Raw genomic sequence first — 19,047 nt, 5'->3', positions numbered from 1 at the left:
CGAGATGTTCTACAATCCGAAGCGCAAGCATGCGAGAAACGGGATGCTGTCGCCCGTAGAGTTCGAACGGCAGCGGAAACCGAGACCCGAAGGCGTCTAGGAAACGCGGGGCTATTCAGATAATCACACCAATGTCTCTGGCCCGGATTGGCCGGAACAGTGCGAGAGGGGCCCGAAGCGCGGCGACGGCCGCGAGCGCAACGAGTGGAATTGATACGAAAAGCAAAGGCGGGATGAAACCGGCCAGCCCTGTATGAAACTTTGGCTGCGTTGCCATGAGCACCGCGAAAGCCACTGCGACAGATGCAAGGATGATCAGGCAGCCGGTCAAACTGAGGCCGACTGGATATCCGCGATAGTATGGCAGGTCGCAATCCTTGCGCTCAAAAAAGAAAACCGTTCTATCGTCGATGGTGGATTTTTTCGGGGACACGAAGGTGACACAGCCCAATCTTTTGAATCTCGGACCGCGATGAGAATTTGCCTTCTGCACCTTGCCCATCCAATTTTTCTGCTCCAATTGTTAAACTAGCGTACCGAAGTTGGCAATTTTTTGAGGAGAAGACTGGCCGCTGACGTATGCCGATACATGCGAGGCGAAGGAATGCTGAATACGGTCTCCGGCCACATGGCTGCTCTATCCTGGCTGACACTCTCGGTCGTAACTGTTGTCGGCGCTTTCAGCAGGGACACCGGGCAGTTGTCCATCAATCTGGTCATGACCACCGTCTTCGCGATGATCGCTGTTTTTCTTGTCTGGCGAACAAACGCAACAAGAAGACTGGGCAGCACGTATCCTGGATGTCGGATCGTCGATTCGCTCTTGCGGATCGAGACAATTGCCAGTCTTGCCATGTTGCTGCTGGGCGGCGTTTTGACCTTTGCGGCCGGGCTCCGCGTCTGGTTGGAAGGAGTGGCGGTATTTGGCTAACAGATCCAACCCCGTTTGTCGTCATCGACATTTCCGGGATTGCCACGATTAGCAATGTCATTTGTGGATAGCCGCAGTTCTTCAACAGTCTTATTGATTTCGTTGTGATTTTCATCTCACAAATAGGAGCCATGCGACACCTTCCAACGGCTACTTGCTATCGATAGCATTTGACAACACCGGCCATTGGCGCATGCGTAGCGAAGGTGAGTTCCGTCCGCATCGGAGACCTTGATGTTGTCCGCAGCGAACGGCAGGTATTGTTGCTAAGTAACAAAGCCAGACTTGCCGTAGCGTAGAAAGTCACCCGACCTTAACGCCCCAGAATGTCGTGTGGTCCGCCGCAAAATACCCATCAGACGCGCGGAAACACCCCTCCAGCTCGACGCTGTCGTCCGCGTCCAGCCTCACCATCGTCTGCAGCCAGAGCGTCGTGGCCTCCGAAACATGCGTGCCGGAGACTTCGCCCAGTGCGCCTCTGATTTCGGCTGTTCCGTTTTTAACCAAACGTCCACTCATGCGCGACGCCGTGCTGCCGTTGGTTTTGAACATAAGCGACGCGCCGAACAGATAGGTGCCCGCAACCGGCGCGATGAAGCGGTTGTTCGCGGCGTCAAACGCGCTCTGGTCGTTGTGTTCGGTGTTATTGATCGCGATCGTCGTCCAGCTGTCGGTGCCGACATAGTTGTCGTAATTGGTGTATGCCTTGAACCGGGGCAGGCGCGGCTGGTCGATGATGCCGGTCAGCCTGTCCACAATGAGGGCGTCAGAAAAAGCGCTGCCATCTTCGGACACGGCGAGCCGGAGATTGTCGGATCCGAATAGTCCCAGTAGTGCCTTGGTGACGTACCCGGTCTGCAGCGTCAGCCCGAGATCCCGCGCGGCGGCCTCCTTGTTCATGGTGTAGAACAGATCACCGGTGCCGCCCTCACCGGTGGTCAGCGCCGTCCAGAGCGCAGCGTTAAGCTTGGCGGAGAACGGGTTGGCTGCATCGGCCGAGGTGCCGATGCCGAGCAGCAAAAGCTCCTGCAGCGCCGTCGGTGTAAGGTCTTTCCAATCCACACCATCAAACACGACCAGCATGGCTTCGTCTTCGATCCAGGCCCGCCACCCGGGGCGTGGCGCAAGGCGGGTCCATCTTTGCGCGGCGACTGACGCTGGTGAGCAGCTCAAACCCATCCTCGGCAGCGCTGCGGTACACTGCAACCTCGCCGGGCCATGGCGCGGCATTTACGGCAATGAGGGGACGGTGTGCTGCCACATCCTCTGACACCTGTGGCAGGTCCAGCAGAACGACATCAGGGGCACCAAACACCATCGGGCGCTCCGGTGAGGTCGGACGCGGATTGCCGGGTGGCAGAGAACCTGTCTCGCGGTCCTGCCGGACGCCTTCGATCATCCGTGCTTCACCGTCGGCAATATTCGTCAAACGGTATTCAGTGATCCGGCCGTCATGGTCGAGTGCGACAACATCGGCCGGATCAAGGGCGAGGCGGGATGGCGGCAGGCGGAAGCTGGCCGTCTCGCGCCCGGCCCAGGCTTCCATCAGCGCCCGGCGGCAACGTCGCTCTGCTTCCTCGGGCGGTACCGCCATCGGAAAGCTCTCGCTGCTGATCCGGTCCGAGGCGACGGTGATGCGACGCGCTTCGACCATGGCGGCATCATAATCTTCATCGGCGCGGGCGATCTGCCACTTCAGCGCCTGCGGCAGCTCGGTCTCCTGCGCCCGGGTGAGCTCGATTGGCTCGCCGTTTCCGCTTTCAGCATCCGAAGCGACCAGATCATTGAAGGAGAGAGATGCCACGGCCGCCCGACCACGGATGAAGAAGCGGATCACGCCTTCGCTCTCGACGGCGTCGAACCCGAAATGCCGCCCCAGCGTCGTCAGCGCATTGCGCGGCGCCTCGATTGCGTTGATTGCGTAACCCTCGATCGCACCCCAGAGACCGGACACATCAATGCGCTCAGCAGGCAAACCGGCGCGCAGGCACAGATGGCGCACGAGTGCGGCAAGCGCGACGCTGCCCAGCCTGCCGGTCAGCCAGTGACCGAGGCGCCAGTTTTCGCCATCGCTCCAGACATCGGTGAGTTCCGGAAAGAACGGGTAGGGGCGCGCGTCCCATGTCCAGACGGCGCATTCTCCCATATTGACCATGCGGTTGCCTGTTATGCCGGAGACAGGATTGTTCGTCGCCTCGCCCCAGAAAAGGTGCATTGCCTCAAGATAGGCCCGCTGGATCGCGTCATCCCGCCAGCCGCGCGAAAAATACGGCACCTCGCTCTCAGAGGATTTCGGATCGAAAAACACGTTCGGCTGGTTGGTGCCCCGGTCAATCGCCGGACAGCCGATCTCGGTGAAGCGGACCGGTTTTGACTGTGGCACCCATGTTGTCGGCGCTCCTGTCTCCGCGCCGCCCGGCCGGTCGAAATGTTCGTTCGACCACCAGCTGCGCAGATCCTTGCACCGGAAGACCCTGGGCTTGCCGTGAGCGCCATCCGTGATTGGCGTGCGGATCTGCGCGGAGCGGTCGGCGTCAGACGCATAGAACCAGTCAAACCCTTCGCCACCGGCGATGTTCGATTGCAGATAGGCGCGGTCGTAGATCGCGGGCCAGCCGTCTTTCGCATCGAGGTGTTCAAACCCGTCACGCCAGTCCGAGAGCGGCATGTAAATGTCGATGCCGACGAAATCGATTTCATCATCGGCCCAGAGCGGATCGAGATGGAAGAATACATCGCCGCTGCCGTCATCGGGATGATGCCCGAAATACTCCGACCAGTCGGCGGCATAGCTGATCCTTGTGTCCGGCCCGAGAATGGCGCGGACATCCGCCGCAAGCTGGCGCAGCGCGTCAACAGCCGGATAGCTGGCCGCGCCGTCGCGGATCGTGGTGAGTCCGCGCATCTCGGAGCCGATCAGAAAGGCATCGACGCCGCCAGCCGCCGCACAAAGATGCGCATAATGCAGGATCATGCGCCGGACACCCCATTCGCTGGAGGGACCGGTCCAGCTGACGGATGTGCCTGAAACACTGAAGACGGAAGGCTGCGCGCTGCCAAAGAACGCTGAGACCTGCGCGGCGGCGTCGGCCGTCTTGTCGATCGACCCGGCGTAGCCCGCAGCAGGTGAGCAGGTAATCCGGCCGCGCCATGGGAAGGCGGGTTGACCGGTGGTCGCGGTATTGTCGCTGTAAGGATCAGCGCGCCGATGCCGGTGCGGATCAACGCACCGCGCAGGACGACCAGGGCCGTGGCCAGACCGCGCACCGAAAGCGCCGCCGCCGCAAGTCCCGCCACCCAGCGCCCGGCGAGGAAACCGGCAAAGGTGGCGGCGTAGGTGGTCAGACGGCCGATATTGTCGAATAGCCCCCGGATCGCGATGCCAAGCGGCCCGGTCCGGCTGGCGACGACTGCCATGGCCTCGGCGACCGCTTCCAGTGCCGGAGCCGCCGCAACCGCGAGCTGGTTCGACAGCCCGCGCCAGATCAACCCGAGCCGCGAGATCGCGTCATTGGTGCGCTCGATCTGATCGGCGTCCTGCTCGGAGACCAAAATACCGAAGGCCCGCACGTCCTCGGTCGCCTGCCGCAGTGTTGCGGTGTCGATGCGCGACATGGCAATTGAGCCTTCCTCGCCGAAGAGTTGTCCGGCAACTGCCGCGCGCTCAGCGACGGGCACGAAACTCTCAATGGCGGCGTTGATCGCGCCGACCCGCTGGTCGAGGGGCAGGGCGATCAGGTCTGTCGCGGACAGCCCGAGCCGGTCGAGTGCGTCGGCGGCGGGACCAGTACCGGCGGCTGCCTGACTGAGACGGCGCGTCAGATCCTTGGTCGCCTGCTCCATACCGGACATCGAGACACCGGCCAGATCACCGGCACGCTCCAGCGTCTGGATCGAGGCCACCGTCGTGCCCAGCGACTGGGCCAGCTTGGCCTGTGCATCGACGGTTTGCAGGCCAGTCCGCACCATGGCGACACCGGCGGCCGTGGCAGCGGCGACCGCAGCGGCGGACGCGACCTTCACCCTCCGCGAAAATGCCGCCATCCGGGCGTTTGCGGCTTCCATCTCACGGGACAAGCGGCCAAAGCCGCGCGATCCGGCTTCACCGACGCCTTCCAGTTCGGCGCGCACCTGTCGGCCACCGACGGCAGCCAGCCGGACGCTGACGCGTTTTTCTGCCATGTTCTGTTTCCTTGATTTCCGGCGCGCGTCGTCTTACGTTTTAGTCATCGATCAATGATGGGTATGACCATGTCCGAGACCGCGACGCTGTCTTCGAAATTCCAGATCTCGATCCCCAAGGCGATCCGCAGCGCCCAGCACTGGGAGGCGGGGCTGACCTTTGCCTTCATCCCGAAAGGCACCGGCGTGTTGCTGGTGCCGGTGCCGAAGCGCGAGACGCTGCAGGGTCTGGCCAAAGGCGCCTCGGCCACCGGTTACCGCGACCGCACCGACCGCGTCTGAATGGTCCTTGTCGATACCTCCGCCTGGATCGAATGGCTGATCGGCTCCGCGACGGGCGAGAAGGTCGCCACGCATCTGCCGGAACAGGCCGACTGGCTGGTGCCCACGATGGTGCAGCTGGAGCTTGCCAAATGGCTCACACGCGAGATTGGCGAGGACAAGGCCGATCAGGTGATCGCCTTCACCCAGATCTGTCAGGTAGTGCCGCTCGATACCGATACCGCGCTGGCGGGAGCTGAAGCCTGTCGCAGCCACAGGCTTGCCACTGCCGATGCGATCATCTTTGCCACCGCACAGGCGCATGGTGCGGAGTTGCTGACCTGCGATGCGCATTTTGACGGGCTGCCCGGCGTCACGCTGATCAGCAAGATCACGGGGTAAGTGCGGAGCCGCGATCCGTCTCTGCCATCTGTTCATTCATCTTCGTCACCATCGCCGCCTCGATGACAGGCAGCAGTTCGGCCGCAGCTATGGGCGGCACACCCAGCGCCTCCGCCAGCGACAGAGCCGCCGTCATATCCCAGCCTATGACTGCGCCGGGCAGCACGCGCAGCTGGCGGTGCACATCCGGCCAAGAGTACTGTCGCGGGCGGCCTGCCAGTCGAATGTGGCCTGCACACCCTGCGGTCCGGAAATCTCGATGCGCGGGCGCGGCAGATAGACGGCATGCACCGTGAAGGTGAAAGTCTCGCCCGAGGGCAGCACATATCGGCGGGCAGTATCACGTCATCATGCGGGATCCACGGCAGGGCGAAGCTGCGCATCGCGCGGCCCTCGCGGGTGCCGACGGTGGCGGGGCCGCCCAGCGGCACGGAGGGCAGCAGGTTCAGGATAGGGGCGCAGCCGGTCGATCGGCCAGCTCTCGATCTGGCTTGGAGCAAAGACAAGGTCCATGAGGGCTCGTTCGTGTCTGGTGTGGGCGCGCGGGCAAGGTGGATTCCACGCGGTGGATTCCGTCGGGGTGGCTTCCGAAAGGTGGATGCCCTGGATTCCGTTCTGGAATCCACCTCAAGGAAGGCTGCTTCGCCTAAGCTTCTGATATATTTTGGTTTACCTCACCGACTTCGGTCAGGTGGATTCCAAGTGGATTCCCCGGTGAAATCCACTGTCGCTGGCGAAATGCTGCGCCAAGCCCCCCCGTATACAAACGGGGCCGGGGAGGAACCATTGGGAGGGGGTGGTGAGTGGGAAATTGATAGCAGATAGCTCAGTCTGCCAAAGTTCTCCGATTGTTCTTTTATGAGTCAAGAGGGGCAGGTCTGTCAACAGCTGGGACACGCTTTAAATTTCCTAATAATATACTCTGCGATACCGAGGATCGACGGCTTTGGCTGTTTAAGATCAGCTTGGGTCATCAAGGTTCGTAGTAAATCGCGTCGAGCATGGCTGCGCGCCCATCCCAAAGCTGCGCTGGTTTTCCGGTTGGGCGTGCCGCGTTGTACCAATCAGACATCCTGATTGGTTCGATGACCAAGTCCCAGTATTTTTTTAGGTCCAGAGAAGACGGCTTAATGTTAAGCGCTTCGCACAGTCTCTTCCTGTTTGGTTCACTAACACAAACAAAAGTATCGGGACGTTTCACCGCCAATAGCCGGGTGGCCGTGGCGATGGCGTTCTCGCCGCCCGAGTTCCGGAAAGCCAATCGGAAGTACTTACAATATGTCTTGAAGTGATCATCCGTCACGTCGCCGTGGCGCGGGATGGAATCGATTGCTGCCGCGAGAAAATCGTCATTCTCGGCAATACGGTTCGCGAATTTTCCAGCGCCCTTCATTGACCCAAACCACGCCCAGTCGTGATCGTCCAAGTTGGCTCTCTTCGTTTCGCTATGCCCTATTACGCCAGCGATCGCTTTCCTTTCGGATGTTGCCAAGGACGCAAACGAGCCAACACTGGCAAACAACGTCTGGCACCTTCGAAGGAGATCTAGCCGCTCGTCGAAGTCGTGATGCGGGCTGGACTTTGCTGCCCGCGCATACTGTTCCCATGTCATTGTGACCAGTGGTGATGCCAGGCGACGAGTTACCGGATCCTTGCTAGGAAGAACGGGGTTTTTTGGTCTGGGCAGCGCTTGAGCTGCGAAAAACTGTAACCGATAGCTGGCGGCAAGCTCTGCCGTGATTCTTCTGCGAATTGGAACGTGCCGGTCCAGTTCCTCGCGGATTTGCTTGAAGACCGGAGCGCCACTTGGTCCCTTGATATGGACGCTGGCTTCGCAGTTCGTACCTAGGCCGCCTCGGGTGAAGTTGGAACTTCCAATAATCGCTTCCGCAATGTCACTGCTGCGGAAGTAATAGAGCTTAGGATGGAATGTGCCTTTATCCATAGTGGCGACATAGGTGTTTCTTACGCCCACTAGCCGGTCAATCAGATCTGGATCAGTCTGGCAAAAACCGATGCCAAAAGTGACAGAGCGGATTTTCTCTGGTTGGTTCAGGAGCCTGTCCGCGACGGGGCCGTTGAAGCCCCAAGCAACAGCCATATGAATTTCATCGTGCTGATGGATCAGTCTTGTGAGCTGTCGAGAGACGCCTAGTGCATCGAGTAACTGGACGCCCATTCGACCCTCCCTTTAAATTTCCATTTCCGTCCGACAGAGCGTGAGAACCATATCGAATTTCCTAACGGAAGCTATTGCGGACTCATAGATTTCGCTCAACCAGCGCTGCCGAGTTTGGATCATACACGAAGTTTTTGATTGTTCCGTTTCGGATCTTTTCCACCGCCTCGTTGATCACGAAGAGCGGGACCAGAAACCACTCGCGCGCTTTGACCGGTCGTCCAAAACGGTCGGGAATTTGGATATCCAGCCGCGCAGAGTCAAAAATCCGGTGGATCAGGTTCTCCAGCCTAGTCTGGTTGATGTTGTAGAGCTCGTAAGTCGCCACAATCTCGACCGCAGCCATCAGAAATGTCGGCTGAAGTTGCGCGCCTGCAATCCGCTTTTCCACACTGAGCGTCGTGACCCCGATCTTGTGAACGAGGTCGCGGTTGGCAGCGACAATAGGATGATCGGATTTGCTGCGCAGCACATAGATTGTGCCTGTGGTGTCGTCGCCTTCATTGGCCGTGTCGGAGAACAGCGGTCCCGCTACGGGGTCTGTGATCCTGCGTCCTGCATCGTCCTTATTCAGCGCGCGTTGCAGGGATCGCATCAGCATGTTGCTTTCTGTGCCGTTGTCGAAAATCACCCGAAGCCGGGCATCGGTGCGCCCCTGATCGGTAAGGGTTGCCTCTCCCATTTCGGCCACATAGGCTTTTTGGCCTTCGACGATGAAAAATCGCCCTTTTTGGATTTCGGCCTTGAGTTCGAACGGCCGGGTTTCGCGATCGCCCTGGTCCAGCTCCCGCTGGACTTTTTCAAAAAGTGGCCTGAAAGTTTCGAAATCTTCACATTTCTGCCGGTTGGCGACGTCCTCGGCGGCCTTCTTCTCGGCGGCTGATCTGACATGCTTCAGCTCAGTAATGGGGCTTTGCTCTACTTCGATGCCCAGTTCGGCCAAAATGGCATCGTCGTCCAGGTCTTCGGCGCTCTCCGCCACTTCAGCGCCTGCCGCTAGGTTCTCGTGGTCAAGATCGGCCAGCAGGTTTCTTGCCTCGGGCAATTCACGAATCCGATCCAGACGAACCGCATACAGGCGTTCGAAAATGTCGCCATCGACTGAATGGCGGGGCGGGCGCCCGTGCTCGGCGACGAATTTCTGAATGTCTTCGAACCCAGCGATGATCCGCTCTTCGCGCGGTGTACGCGCCGCGTGTTTCTTTTGCTCTACCTCAATGCCCAGCTCGGACAGGAGGGCGTCGTCGTCATCAGTGAATTCATTTGCCATTCATCGCCTCCTGCTTCATCCGCGCCAGAAAGGCGACCCCCTCCGCCATTTTCTTTTCCCAGGCATCGGTTGAAGTCAGCGAAGGCAGCCGACCGCGTTCCTGCTTGAACTTGACGGCCCGCTTGGCTAGATCGCGGGCCTCTTCCGGCGTGAGCTTGATTTTTTTGGCCTGAATGACTGCGGCCACCTGTTTCAGACTCTCTTCGTTCATCGTCTTGGCCAGGATCGCGTAGGCCTCGCTGAACGGGTTGATCCGGTCGATCAGGTCTATGTCGAGATCACGGACATTCATGGCGAACTGGCGAACCCCGTCCACGAAAGCGGTGTTGGTCGTGGCCTCCTGGTCGTCGCCGAGGATTGCTAGCTTGGCCTGTTGCGTAAAGTTCAGCGCCGCGACGGCATGTTGCCGGACGGCTTCCTGATCCTCATCGTCCAGCTCCGGGAATCTGGCTTTTACGATTTTGCCCATGCGAACCTGTGTCAGTTCTTCCGGGACAAGTTCTTCGTCAAACAAGCCTCTCTCGATCGTGGTCTTGTCCTGCACGAAGGCGGCGATCACCTCGTTCAGATCGTTCTGGCAAATGCGGTTGGCCTCGGGGCTTTTGGGTTGAGTCAGCCCCTTAATCTCGATCTGGAACTTGCCGCTTTCGTCGTTGAAGCCGACATTGCACTTATTCGGGTCATACCCGTCTTCGCCATAGTCAAAGCCGTCCTGCGCCGTATTGGCGGGGGTCTTGGGCTTAAACTCGAACTTGGGCGTCAGGACCTGCTCCATAAGCAGACTGGCCGCGATGGCCTTGAGCGTGTCGTTGACGGCTTCGCTGACCGCTTCCTCCGACGCATCCGGCTCCGCGATCAGATTGGTGAAGCGAGCGTGGATTTTGCCTTTTGCATCGCGGGTCGCGCGGCCGATGATTTGAACGATTTCGGTGAGGCTCGATCGATATCCGACAGTCAGAGCGTGTTCGCACCAGATCCAGTCAAACCCTTCCTTCGCCATGCCCAGCGCGATGATGATATCGATATGGTCGCGATTGTTCTTCTGGCTGGGATCTTTCAGCGCGGCTGAAACCCGGTCGCGTTTCGCGGGCTCGTCGTCAACAAGATCGGCAATGCGGATGGTGCGCCCGTCCGGGCATTTCACCAGCTGGAAGCCGGTGACCGGGTCCGTGCCCTGCCAGTCGCCCAGCGCATCAATGATGTGTTCAACCTCGCGGTGCTTGTCTTTGGTGCTCTCCCGCGAATTGACGTTCGGGATATGCAGGATGGTCTTTTCGGTCGGGTCCAACACTTTCAGAAGATCGTCGGCATAGGATCCGCTGTAGAAAAAATAGCCGATGTCGAGCGTTTTCAGATAGGTGTAGCCACTGAGCTGCTCGTAATAGGTATAGGTCACGGTCTCGAACCGGGCTTCGTCTTCCGGCGCCAGAACGGCTTCAGTGTCGCCCCGAAAGTATGAACCGGTCATCGCCACGACATGCACTTTGTCTCGGGTGATCAGGTTGCCGAGATGCGCGCCCAGCTTGTTATCGGGATTGGCCGAGACGTGGTGAAACTCGTCCACGGCGATCAGACGATCGTCGAAAGCCGCAATCCCGAATTTCTCCACTGCGAAGCGAAAGGTGGCATGGGTGCAGACAAGAATCCGATCGTCACTCTCTAGGAACTTGCCCAGTGCGCCTACCTTGCCGCTGTCACCACCCGGAGCATTACAAAGGTTCCAGCGCGGCGCAACCACCCAATCAGCCCAAAAACCGAATTTTGACAGCGGCTCATCGTTGAAGCTCGACCCGATCGATTTCTCCGGCACCACAATGATTGCTTGTTTCAGCCCCTGATTGGCAAGTTTGTCTAGAGCGATGAACATGAGTGCACGGCTTTTGCCGGAGGCTGGCGGTGACTTAATCAGCAGGTACTGTTCGCCCCGTTTCTCATAGGCGCGTTCCTGCATGGCGCGCATGCCGAGCTCGTTCGACTTGGTGGAACTGCCATCGCGTGCGTAGGTGACGGAAACCGAAGGAACTGACTTAATGCTGGTCATTTGGTGCCCTCCTGCGGAGCAGCAGGCATTGGAGTAGATTCCGCCTTGGAAGGCTTCTGGAACTTGCTCAGAGTTTCTTGAAAAATGGCCTTCGGATCCCTGCCTGCTTTCCAGTTCGGGTCGTGGCGGGGAGGGATACCAAACATTCCGCGCAAGTCAGCAGCGAGTGCCAGTGCCTCCATTCCGAGTTCGGAATAGCTTTCCTGGCGAGCTTCAAAATACTCGGTCAAATAGGGAAAGGAGGGCGTTCGCCCCCAGAAATCAACAAATCTGTTCGCTTGTGCAAGCCTGTTGGGTAGCGCCAGAGCACGGTACATCAGCCCGCCGCCGATGCTCTTCCAATCAATGTCATCTGCAAAGGTCAGCTCCTTTGGGCATTCGACTTGAGCAGCAGCATACTCGTGCCCGTCATCCGACTTACCGGCAAGAAACCCCTCAACAGTTCCGTCATCACAAACCACGCCAACACAAGTATCGACGAAGTGGTCCAGTTCGCAAACGACGCGCATCGCCGAATATGTGCCATTCCGCTTTCGCTCCAAACGGGTCAGGACAACCTCTTTGGCCACGGTGATGAAGCTTCCGATAATCACGCCGACGAATCCAATAACCGCCTCTATCATGATGCCACCTTCGTCGTCATCTTGGTGTACATGTCGAACAATTTTTCCAGCCGTTCGGTGTCGTTCTTGAAGCGGCGGCCGATGTAGATGCGTTCCAGGGTCTCGTCATTGCGATCGTGGGCGGAGCGGAGGTTGGCGGGCATCTTTTCGGGGTCGTAGAGATCGGCGATGGTGGCTGGGAAATGCGCCTCGCGCGCCAGAAGGATGTCTTCGGCGCAGCGGGTCAGGTCTTCGCGGTTTTTCTCGGTCAGCTTTGGGACGGGGAATGCGTTCCACCCTAAAGTATTGGAATAGCTGAAATCAGTTCGCATCCTCACACATACCGTTCCGATCCAAACCCAATGAAGCCTTGATGCAATCAGCGCCATGTTCCAAATCGGAGCGTCGTAAATGGCAAAATTGCGATTTGAAAGGATGGCATCGGAGCCCAGTACACCCACCGGCAAAAAAGGCCTGTTTTCTGAACTGACACCTGGCACAACGATTGTGTGGCTTTGGGGCGCTCCTAAGATAATCCAGAACTTATGTGCCACCTCGGCTTTTGCACGAGTGGCCGCCGCCACGCTCTCCGACCTCATTTTTCGGACGCCTTCAATTCTCCTGGCGATTTTTGGTATCGCCATCGCCTCTTCAAGATGTTCATCTTCGATCCATAGGCAAAACCGCGCCTTTCCGTTGATAAACTCCTCGGAACCAAAGAAACGCCTGATGAACTTTTCTTTCTGTTCTTGGGTTAAGTCTAATTCCTCAACTTCGTCAGAAGATAGCGACAGGTGACCACCCGCCTTTTCGACGTTTCCGTACACCATTGTGGAAAGTCTACTTATAGGCTTTGTAGCTTTTCGAACCTCCACATCACGACCGGCTACCAAGTAGGCGTTGATATTATCCGCTACTTTTACAGCTACGTTACCGTCCGCATCGAGGCTGAATATTTTGCGCGGACGTCCAGTCAAATTCGAGATCGCGATGATGGCAACAGTCACGCCCGCATTGTGACTCGCCAAGTTCGACCACTTGAATGATGTGTGAGCAAACTGGATATGATGCCCCGTCTCGAAAATCGCCGGCCAAATGGCGGAAACTTGCTGACCTTGGCAAATAGAATTCGTCGAAACAAAGGCGGAGGTGCAGACGGTGTGCTGCCCAAAATCAGCAGCTTTCATCAGCCAACCTGCCACATAATCCAGTGTCTTCCAGTTGTCTGATCGGCCATCAAAAATAGCCTTGAGCTCGTCTTTCTGCTCTTTGCTTTGCCATTTCGATCCGAGATAAGGCGGGTTGCCACAGATGTAGGTTTCCCCCCCCTCATTCTCGAAGTCGATCTGCGCCTGATCAAGCGGTGTCTGAAACAGGTCTTCAGACTGAAACTCCACTCCAGTGCCCGTCGGCGGGCAGATCGACAGCCAGTCGAGCCGCAGCGCGTTGCCGCAGGTGATCCAGTTCTGACTGTCCAGCGGCAGAAACTCGGCCAGCGCTTCCTTCTGGCCGCGATAGGTCACGTCGCACTGGTATTCCGCGATGATCAGCGCCAGCCGGGCGATCTCGGCCGAGAAGTCCCGGATCTCGATGCCTCGGAAGTTGGTCAGAGGGATGTCCGTCTTGCGATCTGCCTCACCCCGACGGCGGTTGATCTCGGCCTCTATCGCGCGGAGCTGCTTGTAGGCGATGACAAGGAAATTGCCCGATCCGCAGGCCGGATCAAACACCCGGATCTTGGCGATGCGGTTCCGCAGGTTCAGCAGCTTGCGGGCATTGTCGCCTGCGTCCTCCAGCGCGGCGTTCAGGTCATCGAGGAAGAGCGGGTTCAGCACCTTCAGGATGTTCGGCACGGATGTGTAGTGCATCCCGAGGACAGAGCGTTCGCCCTCATCCGCGACGGCTTGGATCATCGAGCCGAAAATGTCGGGGTTGATCTTGGTCCAGTCCAGCCCGCCGATATGGCTGAGATAGCGCTGCGCAATCTTGGAGAAACGCGGCACCTCGGTCGAACCAGAAAACAGCCCGCCGTTCACATAGGGGAAGGCATCGGCCCATCGGGGTAGGTTGGCGCTGGCACGATCCGCGATGGCGGTGTTCATCGCGCGGAAGATTTCTGAGATCACCTCATGCGTGTTCGAGCCATCGCGGTTGGACATGCGGTCAATTGTGCCGGTGAATAGGTCGCCGGTCGAAAATATGTCGGTATCCTCCGCGAAGAAGCAAAAGATCAGCCGCGCCATGAAGTGGTTCATCTCCGAGCGGCGTTCGGCTGTGCCCCAGTCCGGGTTATCTTTCAGCAATTCGACATAAAGCCGGTTGAGGCGTCCGGTGGCCTTAATATCAAAGGCACTTTCGCGGATCTGCTTGACGGTGGAGATACCGGCCAGTGGCAGGAAGGTTCCGAAATGGTCAGGAAAATCCTGATAAGCGCAGGCCACGGTGTCGCCGCCGACAAGGTCTTCAGCCTCAAATTCGCGCCCGTCCGTGGCGAGGATGAACTTGGCCTTGAACTTCGTGGTCGCGGGGCTGGCCTTGAGCGCGGCGAGGGTTTCCGAGACCTCACCCGCAGCGCATGTGGCGATGTGGATATTGTTGCGCTGAAGAACGCCGCCGAGATCTGATTTGTTGGTGTCACCCTTGCGAAGCTTTTTGATCTCGGTTGCCTTGCGCCCGAAAGCTTCAAGAAACGCGTAAGGAAATTCCTCTGCGTTGAATGGCTCCTCCGCGAGATTGGAAATGGCCTGTTCGATTTCGACGGGGTTCATATACGAGCACTCCCACCGAATGGCGGCAGATCATTATTGCGGGCGCGCATCAAAATGTCGTTCAGTTGATAATTCATTTGGTTTTCCAGTGAGGCGCGTGTCGGCGTGCGAATGGTTCAAGGGAATACTGGCGATCGAATGAGAGAAAAGCAATTCCAGTGGCTTGCGTGCAAGCGTTCTCTGCCTGCGTGTAAAACCTACTGAACCCGCATCACGTCACCGCTGTCCAGTTTCTTAACGTAATCGACTGTGCTGCCATTCCAGTGATAGGCGAAATGCGCCCCTTGGGTAGGTATCGGAATGACATCGGGCCAGAACAGAGCGACGCAGTGTCCGCCGGTGTAGCGCAGGCTGGGCCAGTGGATCCCGTTCGACCCTGCCGCGCGCCGCTCAGCGCCATAGGTCTGCGAAGCCGCATAGTCTTCGGGGTCCAGAAGATCGGTCATACCGGTGACGTCATCAAGGTCAGTGTCGACGGAGCTGATCAACTCGCGGAACTGCGAGGTCCAGCCAGGCTCCTCATCGGTGGCCTGCATCATGCGGCTGTGGTGGTAGATGGTTTCTGCCAAGGCGACCTCAGTGCTGTCACCGGCGTAGTAAAACCCGAAACTGCCGTCGCTGAAGCGACCCGGGCGCAACGGCGAGCAATGCACGAACGGTGCCATCACCCAACTGGCTCCCGTGCCGGTCACCCGCCGCGCCACTGGGACTTTCGACAGATCGCCGATGCTGTCGCGAATTCGCGGATTGAACTTGGCTTCTGCCGAGGTGAGGGCCTCCCAATCGGCCGGATCAGCAATGTCCTCGAAGAGATCGATTGGCGGATAGATCGTCCGGATGATCCGGACGCTGCGTGGCCAGACCACCCGCCGTACGGGCGCTGTCACCATGCGCCACGCTCGGCATCCAGATAGGCGCGCAGATCGATAAGATCGGTAAGCTCGCCGCGCATCATCACGTCAAGCGCACTCATGCCGCCAAAGCTGGCGTTGGGCTTTCTGATCCAGTCATAGCCGCGGGCCGGATCCGAGAAGAGATAACGCAGGCCTTTGTGGATCCCCATCAGAATGGCCATGCGGGCACGCAGGTCGCGGTCGATGCGCCCGATGTCGCCTTGCTTCCAGCGTGCCCATGTACGCTGGGCCATATCGCCCAGAAGCGTTCGAGCCTCGATATCGGACAGCTGCCACGCCCGGAACAGGTTCACGGTAGTACGCGCAAGGGCCGCCGCTTCCTCATCGGAGATGGCGGGAAGCCCCGGGCGGGAACTGGTGTATTGAATCTCTGCAAACTGCATGGCTGCCTCCGTTGGCACATATATAATTCATATGTGCCAAATGGCAATAGCGTCCGATGAGCAATCAAATCGCGGATCATCGCCAAGGCCTTCGTTTCGGCATCGCTGGCGTGACCTCCGTGTCACGTAACAACCCGCCCTGTGAAAGCCCATCCCGCAACCAGTCCAGCGCATTCCACCAGTCCTCGTAGGCCCGGCGCGCGCTCGAGATCTGCTCCGGATGCGGCCGCCAGGTGACGGGGCAGGCCACTACATCGACCGTGCGCCATTTGCCACGCGACAGCACCCGCTCAGTGCCGACGACCACAGTCACCGATCTCTCACCATGCTGGTTGCGCCGGGTTTCCACCGGCACGCATTGCGGCACTGCGCCGGGCATCCAGTCGGGCGTCAGCCCGGCGCGGGCCAGTTCTGCCACACGGATCGCCATGCGTTTTCCGCCCAGTGCGTCGGGCAGACCCGCAACAATGGCGGCGATGACCTCGGCATCCTCGTGGGTGTAACTGCCCATCTTGTGCCGACCGCCATCGACCTGACAGCCCAGAGCTGCACGCTGCAGCAGGACATACTCAAGGCCGAAGCCGAAACCCTCGACATGTTCCGGGTCGGTCGGTTCCGGCAGCTCTAGCTGGGCCCTCTCAATGCGAAACGCCCATTCGAGGATCTGCTGCACGCCCAATGCGCGCTTGGTCTTGCCGCCGTGACGGGTGATGCGGGAGTGAATGCTCATAGCACACCCCGCATTCGAAGACGTTCCGGAGTGACCAGATCGCGGGCGAGCAGCAACTCACGGATGCGGTTGTTGATGGTGCTGGGAGGCAGATAGCCGTCAGCGTTCACCAGTCCGGCGTAGAACTCTGCGACCTCGTCGTCGCCCGGTGGCTTCGCGACAGCGGTTCTCCGGTGCCTCGCCTTGGCCGCTGACGACGGCGCTGACGATTGCGCTGCCCGCTCCATCGCGCGGTCCAAAGCCTTGGGCCCGTCAGGCGGGGTAGGGTGGTCGCTGCGGCTCACCTCTGCCACCCCGAGGATCTGTTCTTCGCTGAGGCCGAGATCATCACGCCAGCGGCGGACATGCTCGCGGGGAGGCCAGCCCTGCCACCAGCTGGGGAGCGCGCCGTCCGGATCAAAACCCAGCGCCTCGAGCAGTCTTCCGAAAAATTCTTCCGGGACCTCCTCGCGCGCCTGCGCGCACTCCTCCTCCTTTACTGGTTCTCTTAAAGGTTCCCTTACAGGGTTATGGTCCGGATTCCGGACACGGGATTGGCCATTTTCCGGACACGGGTCGGCCCGAAAACCGGACACGGCTCCGTGTCCGGTATCCGGACATGGCCTTGCTGCACCCGCCGCGTTTGACGGGGTCTCAATTGCAGGGTTGGAGAGCGCGTCAGTGCCGTCAAACCCGTGTCCGGTTTCAGGACATGGGTCGCTGCCAGCGGGCGCGAGCGGGACCTCGAAGCCCAGAAAGTATCGCGTCGGTCTCTGGCGTTTGGTCTCCGGATCGAAGCAATTTGTGCGCCGGATGAGGCCCGCTTTCTCCAACCGGTCAAGATGGACGTTCAGGGTCGATCGGCTGATCTCGCAGTCATGTGCAAGGAGACGCTGCGAGGGGAAGCAGCCGTAGTCCGGGTTGTGCCGGTCACACAGATGCCAGAGCACGATCTTGGTGGTGGGCTTGAGGCCGCGCTGCTGGATGGCCCAGTTGGTCGCATTATGGCTCATGTCTCGGCCCTCCCGGACCGGCGTGCAGCGCCGGTCCCCTGAGCCCGCGTTGTGAAGCCAAAGTCGGCCAGTGCGCCCAGCGCGTCGTCGACCGAGCGCACCAGCGCCCAGCCGAAGCCCTGCGCGATTACAGCGTCGCGGAATTCAACCTGGGACGGGCGCAGTTTGCCGGTCCGGCTCTTCACCTCGAGGAACAGCACCTTGCCGCCTGACAGGATGATCAGATCGGCAAAACCGGCATGAACGCCCATGCCGACCAGGATTGCCTGCCGCTGCTTGGCCCTGCGATCACCGGATGTGATTTCGTTGGCAGCATGGTGCACGATGGAGCCGCGCGGCAGCACGACGCGCAGCATGTGAACGATCGACCGCTGGATGTCGGCTTCGGGGGTGCGTCGCAGGCTCATGCTGCACCGCCTTGCGGGCTGGCCGCATCTGAACTCCTGCCTTCAATCAACTGCCGCAGGTCGTGAGCCTCTTTACGTTCGGCGTTGTTCCGGCTGTGGGTGGTCACGATCCGGGCGGCGATGACCACCCGTGCGTCGGGATGATGCGCCATATCGGCCAGAACGGCGCAGGCAATCGCAAGGCCACGGATCATTTGTGTGCTCGGCAGGCTTCATCATTTCCGCCCTCCGGTACGCTTTGCCCGGGGCCGCTCCTGAGCCTGCAGCCAGTCCTGCACAGCCGAGCGGCGGTAGATACGGTTGATCCCTGACGGTTCGCCATCGCGGCGCAACAGCACGAACAGACGCCGATCGCGAGACCGGTGGCGTTCATTGGCCAGATCCCGCAGCCGTTGGCGCAGCTCCGTCTCGGGCGGCCTGATGGAGTGGTAGCGGATCATCTTGCGATCTGCCCCAACGAGGCGGCAGGCCCGCCGCTCCGACAGGCCCAGCTCGGCCTGAAGATGCGCAACGGCTTCGCGCTTCACGGCGGGCCCTACCATTTTTTTCGAGAGCAGTTCCTTCATCGCCGCAGCATCCAGCATCTGTTCCGCCAGCAACTTCTTTAGCTTGGTGTTCTCATCCTCAAGCGCCTTCAGCCGCTTGGCGTCGGAAACCGTCATCCCGCCAAAATTCGCCTTCCAGGCATAAAAGGTGCCTTCCGACATCCCGTGTTTGCGGCACAGATCAGCGCACTTCGCGCAGGCCTCATGTTCGGTCAAAATGCCGATGATCTGTTCTTCGCTGTATCTCGTTCGCTTCATTGTCCGTCCCTTCGTTGGGTCGGACTCTAATTCCAAATGGAGAAAAAACCTCGTGGGAGGTCAATAGACGTGAGCCGAGATTGGCTCGATGTTCACTGCCTTCCGGTCGGTCAGCGCCACCGTATACGCGATGATGACGCCGGTCATGCTGGCGTGGCCAATCTCGCCCGAAACCGCGGGGC

17 protein-coding genes and 5 pseudogenes are annotated in these 19,047 nt (G+C 59.4%); 3 read left to right on the top strand and 19 right to left on the bottom strand.

Annotated features, from left to right (window positions below):
* Positions 1–115: 115 nt before the first annotated feature.
* On the bottom strand, positions 116–502 hold the full coding sequence (locus tag PAF17_RS18625) for a hypothetical protein (protein WP_271890593.1): 387 nt from the start codon (positions 500–502) through the stop codon (positions 116–118).
* A 102-nt stretch (positions 503–604) separates the two neighbouring features.
* Between PAF17_RS18625 and PAF17_RS18620 the strand changes: the two genes are divergently transcribed.
* On the top strand, positions 605–931 hold the full coding sequence (locus PAF17_RS18620; protein WP_271890592.1) for a hypothetical protein: 327 nt from the start codon (positions 605–607) through the stop codon (positions 929–931).
* Positions 932–1,234: 303 nt separating this feature from the next.
* On the opposite strand, the gene PAF17_RS18615 is transcribed toward PAF17_RS18620, so the two are convergent.
* The 3 genes and pseudogenes from PAF17_RS18615 to PAF17_RS18605 all read right to left on the bottom strand — a co-directional run.
* Positions 1,235–2,014: a C1q-like domain-containing protein gene (locus PAF17_RS18615; RefSeq protein ID WP_271890594.1), complete on the bottom strand. Its 780-nt coding sequence runs from the start codon at positions 2,012–2,014 to the stop codon at positions 1,235–1,237.
* Between the two features lie 52 nt (positions 2,015–2,066).
* Positions 2,067–4,130: pseudogene (locus PAF17_RS18610) on the bottom strand (baseplate multidomain protein megatron); the annotation flags it as partial.
* Positions 4,118–5,113, bottom strand: a pseudogene (locus PAF17_RS18605) (phage tail tape measure protein); the annotation flags it as partial. The pseudogenes PAF17_RS18610 and PAF17_RS18605, both read right to left, overlap by 13 nt.
* A gap of 69 nt (positions 5,114–5,182) precedes the next feature.
* Between PAF17_RS18605 and PAF17_RS18600 the strand changes: the two are divergent.
* Together PAF17_RS18600 and PAF17_RS18595 are read left to right on the top strand one after the other, a co-directional pair.
* Positions 5,183–5,395, top strand: coding sequence for an AbrB/MazE/SpoVT family DNA-binding domain-containing protein (locus tag PAF17_RS18600; RefSeq protein WP_271890591.1), 213 nt, complete (start codon positions 5,183–5,185; stop codon positions 5,393–5,395).
* On the top strand, positions 5,396–5,776 hold the full coding sequence (locus PAF17_RS18595) for a type II toxin-antitoxin system VapC family toxin (RefSeq protein WP_271890590.1): 381 nt from the start codon (positions 5,396–5,398) through the stop codon (positions 5,774–5,776).
* Here PAF17_RS18595 and PAF17_RS18590 read toward each other — a convergent pair.
* The 15 genes and pseudogenes from PAF17_RS18590 to PAF17_RS18520 all read right to left on the bottom strand — a co-directional run.
* A complete protein-coding gene (locus PAF17_RS18590) occupies positions 5,766–5,942 on the bottom strand; it encodes a DUF7697 family protein (protein ID WP_456299657.1) in 177 nt (58 codons plus the stop codon). The two genes, PAF17_RS18595 and PAF17_RS18590, sit on opposite strands and share 11 nt — an antisense overlap.
* Positions 5,921–6,103, bottom strand: a pseudogene (locus tag PAF17_RS18585) (hypothetical protein); the annotation flags it as partial. The pseudogene PAF17_RS18585 and the gene PAF17_RS18590, both read right to left, overlap by 22 nt.
* Positions 6,100–6,228, bottom strand: a pseudogene (locus tag PAF17_RS18580) (major capsid protein); the annotation flags it as partial. The pseudogenes PAF17_RS18585 and PAF17_RS18580, both read right to left, overlap by 4 nt.
* A 521-nt stretch (positions 6,229–6,749) precedes the next feature.
* On the bottom strand, positions 6,750–7,955 hold the full coding sequence (locus PAF17_RS18575) for a phospholipase D family protein (protein WP_271890588.1): 1,206 nt from the start codon (positions 7,953–7,955) through the stop codon (positions 6,750–6,752).
* Positions 7,956–8,037: 82 nt separating this feature from the next.
* Positions 8,038–9,225, bottom strand: a complete 1,188-nt coding sequence (locus PAF17_RS18570) for a GIY-YIG nuclease family protein (RefSeq protein ID WP_271890587.1) — start codon at positions 9,223–9,225, stop codon at positions 8,038–8,040.
* On the bottom strand, positions 9,215–11,266 hold the full coding sequence (locus PAF17_RS18565) for a DEAD/DEAH box helicase (protein WP_271890586.1): 2,052 nt from the start codon (positions 11,264–11,266) through the stop codon (positions 9,215–9,217). Before PAF17_RS18565 ends, PAF17_RS18570 begins: the two co-directional genes overlap by 11 nt.
* Positions 11,263–11,889 (bottom strand): hypothetical protein, encoded by a 627-nt coding sequence (locus PAF17_RS18560; protein WP_271890585.1) that lies wholly within the window; start codon positions 11,887–11,889, stop codon positions 11,263–11,265. Before PAF17_RS18560 ends, PAF17_RS18565 begins: the two co-directional genes overlap by 4 nt.
* The gene (locus PAF17_RS18555; RefSeq protein ID WP_271890584.1) at positions 11,886–14,636 is read right to left on the bottom strand and encodes a class I SAM-dependent DNA methyltransferase; all 2,751 of its coding nucleotides are present in this window, start codon (positions 14,634–14,636) and stop codon (positions 11,886–11,888) included. Before PAF17_RS18555 ends, PAF17_RS18560 begins: the two co-directional genes overlap by 4 nt.
* Positions 14,637–14,833: 197 nt before the next feature.
* On the bottom strand, positions 14,834–15,526 hold the full coding sequence (locus PAF17_RS18550; RefSeq protein ID WP_271890583.1) for an RES family NAD+ phosphorylase: 693 nt from the start codon (positions 15,524–15,526) through the stop codon (positions 14,834–14,836).
* A complete protein-coding gene (locus tag PAF17_RS18545; protein WP_271890582.1) occupies positions 15,520–15,933 on the bottom strand; it encodes an MbcA/ParS/Xre antitoxin family protein in 414 nt (137 codons plus the stop codon). The genes PAF17_RS18550 and PAF17_RS18545 overlap by 7 nt, the downstream gene beginning before the upstream one ends.
* Before the next feature lie 76 nt (positions 15,934–16,009).
* Positions 16,010–16,663, bottom strand: coding sequence for a hypothetical protein (locus tag PAF17_RS18540; RefSeq protein ID WP_271890581.1), 654 nt, complete (start codon positions 16,661–16,663; stop codon positions 16,010–16,012).
* Positions 16,660–17,655: a helix-turn-helix domain-containing protein gene (locus tag PAF17_RS18535; protein ID WP_271890580.1), complete on the bottom strand. Its 996-nt coding sequence runs from the start codon at positions 17,653–17,655 to the stop codon at positions 16,660–16,662. The genes PAF17_RS18540 and PAF17_RS18535 overlap by 4 nt, the downstream gene beginning before the upstream one ends.
* On the bottom strand, positions 17,652–18,062 hold the full coding sequence (locus PAF17_RS18530; protein WP_271890579.1) for a VRR-NUC domain-containing protein: 411 nt from the start codon (positions 18,060–18,062) through the stop codon (positions 17,652–17,654). Before PAF17_RS18530 ends, PAF17_RS18535 begins: the two co-directional genes overlap by 4 nt.
* Positions 18,059–18,256 carry a hypothetical protein gene (locus PAF17_RS18525; protein WP_271890578.1) on the bottom strand — a complete coding sequence of 66 codons (198 nt, stop codon included), beginning with the start codon at positions 18,254–18,256 and terminating at the stop codon, positions 18,059–18,061. Before PAF17_RS18525 ends, PAF17_RS18530 begins: the two co-directional genes overlap by 4 nt.
* An 89-nt stretch (positions 18,257–18,345) precedes the next feature.
* Positions 18,346–18,865 (bottom strand): annotated as a pseudogene (locus tag PAF17_RS18520) (transposase); the annotation flags it as partial.
* Positions 18,866–19,047: the final 182 nt, after the last annotated feature.

This window comes from Paracoccus onchidii (assembly GCF_028294535.1).
Classification (GTDB): Bacteria; Pseudomonadota; Alphaproteobacteria; order Rhodobacterales; family Rhodobacteraceae; genus Paracoccus; species Paracoccus onchidii.
This window is presented reverse-complemented; position numbering and strand designations above follow the sequence as displayed.

Coding starts and splice junctions, on each gene's coding strand:
- PAF17_RS18625 (WP_271890593.1), bottom strand. CDS start 502: ATGGGCAAGGTGCAGAAGGCAAATTCTCATCGCGGTCCGAGATTCAAA.
- PAF17_RS18620 (WP_271890592.1), top strand. CDS start 605: ATGCTGAATACGGTCTCCGGCCACATGGCTGCTCTATCCTGGCTGACA.
- PAF17_RS18615 (WP_271890594.1), bottom strand. CDS start 2,014: ATGCTGGTCGTGTTTGATGGTGTGGATTGGAAAGACCTTACACCGACG.
- PAF17_RS18600 (WP_271890591.1), top strand. CDS start 5,183: ATGTCCGAGACCGCGACGCTGTCTTCGAAATTCCAGATCTCGATCCCC.
- PAF17_RS18595 (WP_271890590.1), top strand. CDS start 5,396: ATGGTCCTTGTCGATACCTCCGCCTGGATCGAATGGCTGATCGGCTCC.
- PAF17_RS18575 (WP_271890588.1), bottom strand. CDS start 7,955: ATGGGCGTCCAGTTACTCGATGCACTAGGCGTCTCTCGACAGCTCACA.
- PAF17_RS18570 (WP_271890587.1), bottom strand. CDS start 9,225: ATGGCAAATGAATTCACTGATGACGACGACGCCCTCCTGTCCGAGCTG.
- PAF17_RS18565 (WP_271890586.1), bottom strand. CDS start 11,266: ATGACCAGCATTAAGTCAGTTCCTTCGGTTTCCGTCACCTACGCACGC.
- PAF17_RS18560 (WP_271890585.1), bottom strand. CDS start 11,889: ATGATAGAGGCGGTTATTGGATTCGTCGGCGTGATTATCGGAAGCTTC.
- PAF17_RS18555 (WP_271890584.1), bottom strand. CDS start 14,636: ATGAACCCCGTCGAAATCGAACAGGCCATTTCCAATCTCGCGGAGGAG.
- PAF17_RS18550 (WP_271890583.1), bottom strand. CDS start 15,526: ATGGTGACAGCGCCCGTACGGCGGGTGGTCTGGCCACGCAGCGTCCGG.
- PAF17_RS18545 (WP_271890582.1), bottom strand. CDS start 15,933: ATGCAGTTTGCAGAGATTCAATACACCAGTTCCCGCCCGGGGCTTCCC.
- PAF17_RS18540 (WP_271890581.1), bottom strand. CDS start 16,663: ATGAGCATTCACTCCCGCATCACCCGTCACGGCGGCAAGACCAAGCGC.
- PAF17_RS18535 (WP_271890580.1), bottom strand. CDS start 17,655: ATGAGCCATAATGCGACCAACTGGGCCATCCAGCAGCGCGGCCTCAAG.
- PAF17_RS18530 (WP_271890579.1), bottom strand. CDS start 18,062: ATGAGCCTGCGACGCACCCCCGAAGCCGACATCCAGCGGTCGATCGTT.
- PAF17_RS18525 (WP_271890578.1), bottom strand. CDS start 18,256: ATGATCCGTGGCCTTGCGATTGCCTGCGCCGTTCTGGCCGATATGGCG.